The organism is Bacillus sp. 7884-1 (genome assembly GCF_002272245.1).
Lineage (GTDB): Bacteria > Bacillota > Bacilli > Bacillales > Cytobacillaceae > Neobacillus.
The window spans coordinates 1-12,488 of sequence record NZ_NPDD01000292.1 but is presented as its reverse complement, the minus strand read 5'-3'; the positions used below and the strand labels follow the sequence as shown (position 1 = coordinate 12,488).

Here is a 12,488-nt window from a genome sequence, read left to right as displayed (position 1 = left end):
TTAGTCCTCAAGGCCATGGATTAAGGACTATTCCTTCTGACGCCCCATGAGATTAGTTATAAAGCTCCTCAATATAAGACAATCTTCATGAAAGCATTCCAGACTGATTTGGTAATTTCGGCGGATTTTGAAAACACAATTTAAACGAAAACGACCTTTTGATTTAGTGAATTTATTGATTAGAGCGGAAGGTGCGAGACTCCTGACCTCCTGCGGAAAGCGAAGCACCTCGTGACAGGCAGAGACGGCCTGTCACTGCGGTGATTGTTCAAAGAAGCTTCCCTTTGTGGAGCGGTAATCATGCGGCAACTTTGATACAGGTATGCAAAAAAAAAGGGGCTCCCAAGGGGGACCCATATGTAAAAAAGAGAGATTAAAATTGGGAGGAGCAAGTTGGTTAATACCATGTATAAACCTTAGAGAATTAAGAACTCTTTCATTGCTACAGGTACATCTTATCGAGAAATATTGTAGATGTTATGAAGAAGTTGTGATGAATTTGTGAAGATGAAAAAAGCCATTCCCCAACATGATATATTATAGTTAAGGGAGTGGGAACGATGAAAATATTACTAGTTGATGATGAAAAAAGAATACTAGAAGTTCTCGAAGCCTACCTCGAAAGAGAAGGCTATGAAATTCATTGTGCTGATAATGGAATAGACGCCTTAAAAAAGGCTAAAACAATAAATCCAGATTTAATTGTACTAGATTTAATGCTGCCGGATATCTCCGGTGAAGAGGTATGCCGTTTAGTAAGAAAAGAATCAGATGTCCCCATTCTGATGCTGACGGCTAAGTCTGCGGAAGATGACCGTATAAACGGGATTGTCATGGGGGCAGATGATTACCTAACAAAGCCATTTAGCCCGAGGGAAGTAGTGGTAAGGGTACAAGCCATCCTAAGAAGAGTAAAGAAAACAGAGAAAGTAGAACGAATTGAATTCAATAAAAGACAACTGGCAATTGACCTCAGTAAAAAAGAAGTGACGGTTAAAGGTCAGGATGTTATATTGACACCGATTGAATATAAACTGCTCACAAATATGGCCCTTAATCCTGGAAGAGTATATAGTCGAATGGATTTACTCGAAAAAATCCAGGATGAAGGAATGTATTACGAAGGCTATGAACGAAGCGTCGATACCCATATTAAAAACCTTCGAAAAAAGATCGAGTTGGATTCTAGGCAGCCGCTGCTTATCCTGACCGTATTTGGGATGGGGTATAAATTTGGAGGGGTGCTAGATGTTTCAAACACTCCGGTCTAAAATTCTCTTTTATCTTTTACTCAGCTCAATGATTGGAATACTCTTTGTCAGCTTCTTTATGCAGTGGGGATTCGAAGAGAGTTTTAAGAATTATCTAGATCGTAACCGAGAAAAGAAGATTGACAGAATCATTACAGAGATTGAAAAGGGTTATCAGAAAAATGGACATTTTACTAGGGATCCGGTTTTTGGTTTCCTCCATGAGCATGCGATGACCGATCAGCTTTATTTCGATTTGTATGATAACCGTGGTCTATTGCAAATGGGGACCTCTAATATTGTTGGTTACTTGAATAGCCTAGGGTTGACCGAACCCGAGCCAAATGAAGAGGAGTGGCATTCTGCCTCCTATACTCTTAGCGTAGACAATAAAGTGATTGGTAAACTTGAGGCTATTTACCCAATAGGCTTAATTGATGATGAGTACAATTTTTTACAAACGATTCAGTTATACATTTATGCTGCTGTTTGTTTAACGATATTGTTATCGATTCTATTTAGTATGTTATTTTCTAAGAAACTAACCTCAGGATTAAATAAAGTATCTTTTGCAGCAAATGAACTGCAGCAGCATAATCTATCGATTCGGATTCCGTTAAGGGGATTACCCACAGAGGTTAAACAGCTTGCGATTTCATTTAATAATCTAGCAGAATCATTGGCAAAGGGTGAAATGTTAAGAAAACAATTTACTGGCGATTTAGCTCATGAACTTCGTACGCCGCTTGCTACGTTAAGAAGTCAAATCGAGGCCTACCAGGATGGAATCTGGGAGCCAACGCCGGCCCGTTTGCAATCAAGCCATGAAGAGCTCATGCGATTAGTAAGGCTGGTGAATGAGCTTGAAAAACTGCTCGCAGCCGAGAATCCACAAATTAGATTGGAAAAAGTAGAGGTAGAGGCGGGAAATGTTCTTTTGGCATTATGGGAAATGTTTGTACCCTTGTTTAAACAAAAATGTGTACTGCTTCATATTGAAGAGCCCGATAAGGAACTGCTTTTCCCTGCTGACAAGGATCGATTAATGCAAATTCTCTCCAATGTGTTGAATAACGCACTAAAATACACGCCAGAAGGAAAGAACGTAACCATTTCCGTATTAATGGAAAAGGAAGGGTATGTAGGGTTCAAGGTAAAAGATGAAGGGTCAGGCATGGCAGAGGATGATATTCCGCATATCTTTGAACGCTTTTATCGAGGCGACAAATCACGTGATCGAAAAACAGGCGGAGCTGGAATTGGCCTTTCAATTGTAAAAGCATTAATGGAAGCTCATAAAGGATTCATTAAGGTAAAAAGCCGTATAAATAAAGGAACAAGCATCATTCTATGGTTTCCGGTAGAAGATGAATAAAAAATAGCCGCTATCTCATTAGGGATAGCGGCTTTTGGTTATTAAAGTGTAAGGGATAGAATTTCTTCCATTCATTTAGGAAAGGAGTAGTCGCTGAATTGGGGTGTTCAAGGACTCTCTGGGTAGGTCCATATTGCTTGATTTCTCCATTTACGATAATGGCAAGAGTATTCGTAAGATAATTGATTTCCATCAAATCATGGCTGACGAAGGCGGTTGTCGTTCTTGAACCTTCAATAATTCCTTTAAAGTCATCCATTAATTTGATTTTTGTTGGGAAATCCAATGCTGAAAAAGGTTCATCAAGAAAAAGTATTTCTGGCTCGACAATCATAGCTCTTGCAAGGTTTACACGCTGTGCCTCACCACCTGAAAGGAAGTGGGCGTTTTTTTTTGCCAAATGACTGATTTGAAACTGCTCCATCCACAAATTTACCTTTTCTTTAATAATTGCTTTTGGAACCTTTCTAAGCTTTAGTCCAATGGCAATGTTTTGAAAAACAGAGCCCTCTAATAGTAACGATTGCTGTAAGGCGACGGAGAATTTCCTCCGCAGTTCAAGTGAGGGGGTTCCATTTGGAACGGCTTGCCCGCGGTATAAAATCTCACCACCACTAAAACTGTCAAGCATGGCCATTACTTTAAGCATGGTACTTTTACCAGCACCATTGGGGCCCATGATTCCGAGAAATTCACCTTCTTGAATCTGAAAATGAGGGATGGCAAGAATAGTTTTTGAATTTGCCTGATAGCTAATTTTTCTAAGCTCAATCAATGGATTCATGATACTCGCCTCCTTTGCTGTAACAGTGTTAAGGCTGCAGTGATCAATAAAGCAACCGTTAATAAAATAAAGGAAATCGCTAGGGCAACATCAAAGTTACCTTTTGATACTTCCATGACAATAGAAGTAGTTAAAATTCGTGTATCTCCTTGAATATTTCCGCCTACCATTATTGCAGCACCAACCTCAGCGATAACACGGCCAAAGCCGGCCATTATCGCAGCAAAAATAGCAATCTTTGTTTGTTTTAGAAGGATTACGATCGTTTGAATTTTGGTTGCACCAAGTGCTTTGATTTGTAAAAGCATTTTATCGTTAATTTGTTGAAAGGCAGAGCTTGTTAAGCCTGTAACGATTGGCAGGGAAACTAGAACTTGTGCCATGATAATCGCCGTTGGAGAATAAAGCAATTGTAAATGTCCTAGTGGGCCAGAACGCCACAGTAGCATTGTGATCCATAATCCCGCAACAACCGGGGGTAAGCCCATGCCGATATTTATGAACACTAGGATTACTTTTCTTCCTTTAAACCTGGTAAGACCAAGCAGCATTCCCAGCGGCAAGCCAATCAGGGAACTAATCAGGATGGCCATAAAGCAAACTCTAAGAGTCAGCCACGTTATTTCGAGAATCTCTCTATCGCCAGTGAGAATCATCTCAATTGCTTTCCTCAATCCATCAATAATTAGTTCCATCCTGACTTACATCCTTCCTCTTTTCTTATTCTGTGTATTTAAAGAATAAAGATTGGCCGTACTCTTGCTTACCAAAGCTTTCAATTACATCTTGAGTTTCACTATCAATCATAAATTCAACAAATTTTTCTGCATCTGAACTGTTAACCATGTCGTGCTTTTCTGGATTAACCTGCATGACATGGTAAATATTCATTAAGTCCTTGCTGCTTTCAACGACAATTTGCAGGTTTGTTAAGTTTTTCTCTTGAGCTAACCATGTCGCACGGTCCGTTAAAATATAACCATTCTTTTCGTTAGCGATTTGTAAAGAAGCACCCATACCTTGACCAGTCGAGATATACGTATCGCTAGCAGGCTGGATATTTACTGCTGTCCAAATGCCTAGTTCTTTTTTATGAGTACCAGAGTCGTCGCCGCGAGTTACAAAATTAGCTTTTACCTCTGAAATTGTTTTGAATGCTGTGTTAATGTCCTCACCGCTAACATTTGCAGGATTATCTTTTGGGCCTACTAAAATGAAATCATTGTACATTACCCGCTTACGATTGACAGCGTCACCGCTAGTTACGAGTTCTTCCTCTGATTTAGGAGCATGAACTAGAAGGACATCTGCCTCACCTTTTGTACCCATTTCTAATGCTTGTCCTGTACCGACTGCAATGGTTTTTACTTTTACATTGTTTTCTTCTTCAAAGATTGGCAGTAAAACATCTAATAAGCCGCTGTCCTGAGTGCTAGTGGTTGTTGCTAGGATTAATTCAGTTGGTTCTTCCTTTGGTTCTGTCTTTTTCTCTTTTTCGCCAGCTTGGTCACTTTCTGTGTTGCCGCAAGCTGCTAGGAAAAGAAGCATGAATACAAATAGTGTAGCAAAAAAACGATTTTTTAACATAACGTTTCCTCCGCTTTGCTAGTTTGATAGATTACATTTCCTAAATCTTCGATATCATAGCCATCTAAATCAGTTAAACTGCTTTTGAATTCAGGTGACTGCAGGTAGTTAATCAAGTTAGTAAGATTTTGCTTGTTTTCATTTGTAAACCGGAACACAAGGTCAAATTGTTCCTTTGCAATTGGAATGAAATCGAGTCCAAGATGGCTTGCAGCTGATTGAATTCCGAAAGCCACATCCGCCATCCCTCGGCTAATATAAGAAGCAGTAGAAAGGTGGTTCCATTCTTCATTGGAGTATCCATTTATATTTGTTGGGTCAATTCCATTACTAGAGAGCATGGAATCTAAAAGAAATCTTGTCCCAGCACCTTTCTGCCGATTAACGAACTGCACATCTCTTCTAGTGAGATCGTTAAAGCTTGCAATTCCTTTTGGATTACTCTTTGCGACTATAAAGCCTTGCTCTCTAGAAACAAAGCGAACGACAGCAATGGATTCATAAACAAAGAGTTGATGAATAAATGGTAGATTATATTCCTGAGACGCTGGATCTAATAGATGGATGGCCGCGATGTCGGATTGACCACGAAAAAGCATCATTAACCCTTCAAGGCTGCCTATGTAGGTTGGCTGAATTTGCAGCTGCAGATCTTTAGATGTTTGTTTAACAAAATGCTCTACTAGAAAGTCATGGCTCCCGGATAGGCGTATTGGAAAAGCGGAAGGTGTATCTGGCTGATTAACCTGAGTTTTTTTTGCAGGGGCTTTTGTGCTTTCCTTGTATCTCTCAATCTCAGAATTCTCAATTCTCATTTTGTTTCCGACTTTAAATGCTTGTAAATCACCTCGCTTAATCAGTTCATATACGGTATGTTTTGAAATTTGGAACAGTTGAGCTACTTCATCGGGTGTGTAGGCTTTTTCATCCATCGGCTATGACTCCTCTCTATTAGCAATATAAATATAATTTAAATATACATTGTTGCATGTGACTTTTGTTAAGTTTCGTCAAGTTTTGTTTACTTTCATTTAGAATTGTCACGTTTTGTTCACTGGTATTCGGAAAATTTCACAATTTCTTCATAATCTTCACTGATTGTTCATCGGTGAACAAGGAAGTTTGTTGTACTATATGGATAGAGAAAAATTTATTAATAAAAGGGATGGGGATCAGATGTCTAAACTTCTTTATATTACTGTAAACCCGAAAAATGATATAAAGCTTTCGAAAGGGATGCAGCTTGGCGAGGCTTTTCTTGAAGAGTTTAAAAAACAAAAGCCTGAAGTAGAAATTGAACATATGCATTTATATGATATGGATATCCCGCAAATTGATATGGATTTGTTATATGCACGCGCTAAATTATCCTTCATGGGGAAAACGTTTGATGAACTTACAGAGGGAGAACAAAAACAAATTACAGCTATGCATGCATTAGCAGACCGTTTCATTGCAGCTGATTATTATGTATTTGTTACACCAATCTGGAATTTTGGCTCACCTGCCATTTTAAAAGCATTCCTTGATAATTTATTTATTGTGAACAAAACTTTTGTTAATACGCATGAAGGTGCAAAGGGATTACTTACAAATCGTAAAGCACTTCATATTCAAACACGCGGTGGAATTTACTCAACTGGCCCAATGGTTGAATTTGAATTCGGCGATCGTTTCTTAACGAAAGTACTAGGATTCCTAGGAATGGATGTAATGCCAACAGTATTCGCTGAAGGAATGGACCACTTCCCGAAACAAGTACCTGAAATTATGGCAAAGGCCAAAGAACAGGTTATCGAAGCCGCAAGAGAAATGGCAAAAGAAACCGTAACTGTTTAATATAAATAAAAAATGCGATTCAGACATCGAATCGCATTTTTTTTATGACGATATTTAATTTGATTGAATTAAGAAATGAGCACAATCCTTTTAGAATTCCTGAACATATAGTGTTTAACAAAATGAACAAGCATTGGGAATTGGAGGATTTGTATTTTGAAATTAATGAATGAGAAGGGTGTCCCTTGGGGAGGCAGGAAACAAAATAACAAAGACATAACACCTTTAGATTTTACTGAAATCCAAGATAGGTCTTTGTTTATTGGAGTTAACATTGGATCTAGTTATCACAATGAAACAGATTGTGCTGTACTCCTGTATAAAGATAGAACAAATTGGAAATTGAAAACGAATGAAAACGAGGATGCCTTTGAATTTTTGTATAATAATATTAATTTTTTTTCGAAAAATAGATATAAAAATGCAGATAGTACTTTTTTAAAGGAGTATCTCATTTTTACAATAGGCGCTTGTTTAAGTTCTCCAATAAAACCAGAGTATTATATTCGTGATGTCGATATTGAAAAAAATAATGGAAGTATAATAAATCAAAGATGGGAGTCAGAAAGTTATCATAAGTTGAGTGATTGGCTAAATCATTTTCCGATATCTGGTGCATCTAAGAGAGTTTATTTAGAAACATGCCCTCGAAGTAATTTTCCTTGTGACATACAGGACACAAGAGCAACAGAAAAGGAAAAGTCATTTTTAGTTGATGCATTTAAGAAAATCAATGAAATACCAGTTTCTATCCTAAAAATACAAGGGTGGAATGAGGAGCATTTTAAGGATGAATATTTTCGAAATGCCTTTGTTTCAATGTTAGTGTCAGTTGCTTATGCAAGGTGGAAAACAATAGATAAATCAGGAAAGAATGACTTTCTAAAAATAATTGCGGATCATGATGGTCTTTACTGGCTTCTTGATTATAAATCACTTAATCATTGAGACTCTCAATTTGGAAAAGCCTCTTTCAGATGAAAGAGGCTAAAGGTTGTTCATAAAAATATACGGTTATTCTCAATTATCGTTTGAACTCAGGGTCTTCGTAAGGATGAGCAACCCAGCCAGATGAATCGATAAACAAGCGAACGGCCACAACTTGGCGGTTTTCCATTAAAGTAAAGAAATGGGGTGTGTTAACGGGGACAGAAATCACATCTCCTGGGGACAATTCTACATCAAAATAACCGGCTTCACCCTTGATCGTGAAAATCCCATTTCCTGCTGTAATAGCACGTACTTCATCCTCTGTATGCACATGTACGTTTTCAAACTTTTTTAATAGCTCGTCCAATTTTGGAGTTGCATCTGACAATGCAACGACGTCCCATTCAGCATAGCCGCGTCGGTTTGCAAGGGATCTAATTTCGTCATCAAAGGTACTTAGAATTTCTTCTTTGTCCTCATTTGAAAGTAAAAATTGATTACGCAGCTTGTTGGATAGCTTGTCCATGTCCCAATGCTCATAAAGGACACCATGTTTATCTAAGAAACTTGTAACCTCTTGTTCTTTTGTTAATCTTTTATTTGTATTACGAATGCGAATACTCGCCATAGTAAACTCTCCTTGTTAAAGATTTATTTAAACTTTTTTAGGAAATACATATTCATTTGGTATTCAAAAAGAAATTCAAATGCTTCTAAATGGCGTTTAGCTGTAAAATCACTATCGCCCCAAACATATATGCCATGATTGCGAATTAATACCCCTGGAACTTCGGGTTGGATAACCTTGCTGATTTCTTCTGCTAATTTTGGAATGGAAAAATAATTTTCTACTATTGGGATGGTTATTGATGCATCTTCTTTCCAAATATCAAATGCTTTAATAATTTCATGGTTTTTGAAAGTAACTTTGCCTTGGTCAGCATAAAGCTCAGAAATAAGATTATTAGGAATCGTATGGACATGAAAAACTGCTTGACAATTAGGGATTTGTTGATAAATAGAGGTGTGAATTAAAGTTTCAGCAGAAGGTTTTAAGTTGCTGGGAAGTACAAGGCTTCCATCCATATTAACTAAAATATAATCCTCATGAGTATGAATCGATTTGTCTTTTCCACTAGAGGTTATGGCAATAATCGACTGATTTTTCTCTAATGGGGGATCTTTGACTCGAACGGATAAGTTCCCGCTCGTTGCGGGAAACCAGCCTTTTTTCAAAAATGTGTCTTTTGCAGTTTGTAGAATAAGAATAGCGTTTTGAATGGCTTCAAGATTTATTTTTTTCATTTTTTTTTATAGGTTTCACCTCCTTTAATTGTTAAACTGCTTTAATATTTTAATTACATCATAAAATGAATTGAATGCTTTATAAGGAAGAGAATGCTCTTGGCATTTCTGTGAAAGAAAATCTCTTGCAATCACAAGATCAGCCATTTTGGCTACGGCCAAATCAGTAATACTATCTCCAATGACAATTTTTATATTATCTATACTCGAATGGGAACGAAGTATACTCGGTTTACACATTCCGCAATCCATGCTGCATAGTGCATCACAAGAATAAGGCCAAAGAATTTGAATATGTTTACCGCTAAAATCACTCGAATTACAAAATATATCTTGTTTTGGAACAGAATAGTGCGACAAAATTGGGTAAACGAAAAAGTCTATACCTCCACTAGTAATTAAAAGGCGAATATTATGCTCCTGACAATATTGAATAAACTGATCAAAACCAGGTCGAATAGTTGCTTGCTTAATTGCGGAATTGGTAATTTCTTCTCGGCAGGAGGCAGGTAATAGCCCAAACATGCGTCCTACACCTTTTCGAATACTGATTTTTCCAGCTAAAATATCATCCTTGATTGTTTCCCACCCAGGTGGTTTATAAAACTTCATAATATTTATGATGTTGTCATTTTCGGTTATTGTTCCGTCAAAATCACAAAAAACAACCATTTTTTTAATAGCGTGGACTGTCATAAAGCCTAACAATTCACCTCCATAAAAATTTAGTATAGAACATTAAAAGATTGCTAGTTTTGAAATCCGCTGCATCGCTTCTCGAATACGTTCCTCTTCAGCAAGCAATCCTAATCGAACATACCCCTCACCAAGTTTTCCAAATCCAATTCCTGGTGCAACGACAACCTTTGCTTTCTCTAGTAGAGTATCAGCAAATTCGCTTGATGTGTACCCTTTTGGAACTGGCAGCCAGGCAAAGAATGATCCTTTAGGAAGTGGAGCACTCCAACCAAGCTTTTGGAGTTCTTCAAATAAGGCATTTCGTCGCAATTCATAGGTATTAACTAGTTTACGAACACATTCTTGTGATGAGGTTAATGCTGTAATGGCTGCATCTTGAATGCCGCCAAACAAGCTCACAAAATAGTGTTCTTGAAACTGATTGATTAATTGAATCAGCTCATGATTACCAAGAGCGAATCCCACGCGCCATCCTGCCATATTATAGGTTTTCGACAGTGTATAAAATTCGATGCCAACATCCTTGGCACCCGGTCGGGATAAAAAGCTGATTGGTCTGTGCCCATCAAAGCCGATTGCCCCATAAGCAAAATCGTGAGCAATCACAATATTATTTTTCTCTGCAAAGCCGATAGCTTCATCAAAGAAGGAACTAGTAGCACAAGCTCCTGTAGGATTTGATGGATAATTAAGGAACATTAATTTGGTATGTTTACACACGTTAGGTGTTATTTTAGAAAAGTCCGGAAAAAAACCATTGGAATAATCTAGTGGCATCTGAACCATTTCAGCACCCGCAATAGCAATTCCAGACCAATAATCTGGATATCCTGGGTCAGGAACAAGTGCAATATCACCTGGATCCAGTAATATTTGCGAAATTTCTACAAGTCCGGTTTTTGTGCCAAATAATATAGCAACTTCCTTTTCTGGATCTAATGTAACTCCATATTCGGATCGATACCAAGTACAGATAGCTTCCTTCAATTCAGTCTTGCCAGTAAACGGTGGATACTTATGGTTGATAGGGTTAAGTGCAGCATTTTGTAACGATTGAACAATATGTGGTGGGGTAGGCAGGTCTGGGTTGCCTTGTCCAAGATTAATAACGTCGTATCCTGAAACAATGAAACTATTTACTTTCTCAACTAATGTAGAGAAAAATTGAGTAGGTAGACGATCCATTTGGTTAGACGCTTTGATTGTAAAATTGTTATTTTTCAAGAATTAATCACCCCCCTTTAGAAATTATCATATGATGAAATAATCTTTTTAGTGAGTAAACTGAAAAAAACAAATGCTTGTCCACTATTTAAAGTCTCAATGTTATTAGCCTACATTGGATATCAACATGTACGGCTTCAATATCCAGATTATGTACTATATTCAGTGGGGGAAATTTGGACAACTTTTGAAATAGATAATGTAAATTTGGGAGATGAGATAATATGAATAAAAAACAGAGTCACCTATTTACATCAGAATCGGTTACTGAAGGTCATCCAGATAAAATGTGTGATCAAATTTCTGATGCTATATTAGATGCCATTTTTGAAAAGGACCCAAATGCGCGTGTTGCATGTGAAACTTCAGTTAGTTCGGATTTAATTGTTTTATCTGGAGAGATTACCACGAACGCCTCTGTCGATTTCTTAAAAATAGTAAGAGACACGATTCGAAATATCGGGTATACAAGCTCAGAGTTTGGACTTGATGCTGATACTTGTAAGATTTTAATAGCGCTGAACAAGCAATCCTCTGATATAGCAATGGGAGTCAATCAAGCGCTAGAAGCCCGTGAAGGTTTAATGACTGAGGATGAAATAGACCAAATTGGTGCAGGTGACCAAGGGCTTATGTTTGGATTTGCTTGCAATGAAACGGATGAATTAATGCCATTGCCAATTTACCTGTCCCATAAGCTTGCTAGGCGTTTGGCAGAAGTCCGAAAGTATGGTTTGGTTGAGTATTTACGTCCGGATGGAAAAGTACAGGTGACTGTGGAATACGAAAATGCAAAACCTGTTCGAATTGACACAATTATTATTTCTGCACAACATAAACCTGAAGTAGAGTTAGAACAAGTAAAAAGAGATTTGCATAGATATGTCATTTCTTACGTGGTGCCACCAGAATTGATTGATGAATGTACAAAATATTATATTAATCCAACTGGCCGATTCGTGATTGGTGGACCAAAGGGTGATGCAGGATTAACGGGGCGTAAAATTATCGTTGATACGTATGGCGGATTTTCCCGCCATGGTGGCGGTGCTTTTTCGGGAAAAGACCCAACTAAGGTTGACCGTTCGGCGGCCTATGCTGCACGTTATGTAGCAAAAAATATTGTTGCAGCAGGCATTGCAGATAAATGTGAAATTCAATTGGCTTACTCAATTGGAGTAGCTGCGCCTGTTTCAATAGCCGTTGAAACGTTTGGAACTGGGAAAATAGAGGAGTCAAAGATTGTACAGCTTATAAGAAAATATTTTGACCTTCGCCCTGCAGGGATTATTCGAATGCTAAATCTTAGGCAGCCTATTTATTTTCAAACTGCTTGCTATGGGCACTTTGGAAGAACGGATATCAAATTGCCTTGGGAAAACACGGATAAAGCAGGAATGTTAAAAAAGGAGGCAGAGAATATATCTAAACAGGAATGAGGCAATTTAAAGTAAATATTATAAAAGAAGAGCACTCTCAAGTGAGTGCTCTTCCA

At 37.8% G+C, this 12,488-nt stretch carries 13 protein-coding genes; 5 read left to right on the top strand and 8 right to left on the bottom strand.

The window, feature by feature from the left end:
* The first annotated feature begins 560 nt into the window (after positions 1 to 560).
* Together CHI06_RS28270 and CHI06_RS28265 are read left to right on the top strand one after the other, a co-directional pair.
* Complete coding sequence (locus tag CHI06_RS28270) at positions 561 to 1,271, top strand: response regulator transcription factor (RefSeq protein ID WP_095251956.1); 711 nt, start codon at positions 561 to 563, stop codon at positions 1,269 to 1,271.
* Positions 1,249 to 2,625, top strand: a complete 1,377-nt coding sequence (locus CHI06_RS28265) for a HAMP domain-containing sensor histidine kinase (RefSeq protein WP_095251955.1) — start codon at positions 1,249 to 1,251, stop codon at positions 2,623 to 2,625. The genes CHI06_RS28270 and CHI06_RS28265 overlap by 23 nt, the downstream gene beginning before the upstream one ends.
* Before the next feature lie 10 nt (positions 2,626 to 2,635).
* Here the strand turns inward: CHI06_RS28265 and CHI06_RS28260 are convergent, their stop codons facing one another.
* The 4 genes from CHI06_RS28260 to CHI06_RS28245 are packed head-to-tail and all read right to left on the bottom strand — an operon-like array spanning position 2,636 to position 5,928.
* Positions 2,636 to 3,409, bottom strand: coding sequence for an ATP-binding cassette domain-containing protein (locus CHI06_RS28260; RefSeq protein ID WP_095251954.1), 774 nt, complete (start codon positions 3,407 to 3,409; stop codon positions 2,636 to 2,638).
* A complete protein-coding gene (locus CHI06_RS28255; protein ID WP_095251953.1) occupies positions 3,406 to 4,104 on the bottom strand; it encodes an ABC transporter permease in 699 nt (232 codons plus the stop codon). Before CHI06_RS28255 ends, CHI06_RS28260 begins: the two co-directional genes overlap by 4 nt.
* A gap of 25 nt (positions 4,105 to 4,129) precedes the next feature.
* A complete protein-coding gene (locus CHI06_RS28250) occupies positions 4,130 to 4,996 on the bottom strand; it encodes a substrate-binding domain-containing protein (RefSeq protein ID WP_095251952.1) in 867 nt (288 codons plus the stop codon).
* Complete coding sequence (locus CHI06_RS28245; RefSeq protein WP_095251951.1) at positions 4,990 to 5,928, bottom strand: substrate-binding domain-containing protein; 939 nt, start codon at positions 5,926 to 5,928, stop codon at positions 4,990 to 4,992. Before CHI06_RS28245 ends, CHI06_RS28250 begins: the two co-directional genes overlap by 7 nt.
* Positions 5,929 to 6,172: 244 nt before the next feature.
* On the opposite strand from CHI06_RS28245, the gene CHI06_RS28240 reads away from it, so the two are divergent.
* Both CHI06_RS28240 and CHI06_RS28235 read left to right on the top strand, forming a co-directional pair.
* Complete coding sequence (locus CHI06_RS28240) at positions 6,173 to 6,835, top strand: FMN-dependent NADH-azoreductase (protein ID WP_095251959.1); 663 nt, start codon at positions 6,173 to 6,175, stop codon at positions 6,833 to 6,835.
* Between the two features lie 156 nt (positions 6,836 to 6,991).
* Complete coding sequence (locus tag CHI06_RS28235) at positions 6,992 to 7,783, top strand: hypothetical protein (protein ID WP_095251950.1); 792 nt, start codon at positions 6,992 to 6,994, stop codon at positions 7,781 to 7,783.
* Between the two features lie 76 nt (positions 7,784 to 7,859).
* On the opposite strand, the gene CHI06_RS28230 is transcribed toward CHI06_RS28235, so the two are convergent.
* The 4 genes from CHI06_RS28230 to CHI06_RS28215 are packed head-to-tail and all read right to left on the bottom strand — an operon-like array spanning position 7,860 to position 10,993.
* Complete coding sequence (locus tag CHI06_RS28230; RefSeq protein ID WP_095251949.1) at positions 7,860 to 8,393, bottom strand: 1,2-dihydroxy-3-keto-5-methylthiopentene dioxygenase; 534 nt, start codon at positions 8,391 to 8,393, stop codon at positions 7,860 to 7,862.
* A 23-nt stretch (positions 8,394 to 8,416) separates the two neighbouring features.
* Positions 8,417 to 9,070, bottom strand: a complete 654-nt coding sequence (locus CHI06_RS28225; protein WP_095251948.1) for a methylthioribulose 1-phosphate dehydratase — start codon at positions 9,068 to 9,070, stop codon at positions 8,417 to 8,419.
* Between the two features lie 24 nt (positions 9,071 to 9,094).
* Positions 9,095 to 9,766: a 2-hydroxy-3-keto-5-methylthiopentenyl-1-phosphate phosphatase gene (locus CHI06_RS28220; RefSeq protein ID WP_095251958.1), complete on the bottom strand. Its 672-nt coding sequence runs from the start codon at positions 9,764 to 9,766 to the stop codon at positions 9,095 to 9,097.
* Positions 9,767 to 9,808: 42 nt separating this feature from the next.
* On the bottom strand, positions 9,809 to 10,993 hold the full coding sequence (locus CHI06_RS28215; RefSeq protein ID WP_257009496.1) for a pyridoxal phosphate-dependent aminotransferase: 1,185 nt from the start codon (positions 10,991 to 10,993) through the stop codon (positions 9,809 to 9,811).
* A gap of 224 nt (positions 10,994 to 11,217) precedes the next feature.
* On the opposite strand from CHI06_RS28215, the gene metK reads away from it, so the two are divergent.
* Entirely contained in the window at positions 11,218 to 12,432 is a 1,215-nt protein-coding gene (metK, locus tag CHI06_RS28210) for a methionine adenosyltransferase (protein WP_095251947.1), read from the top strand.
* Positions 12,433 to 12,488: the final 56 nt, after the last annotated feature.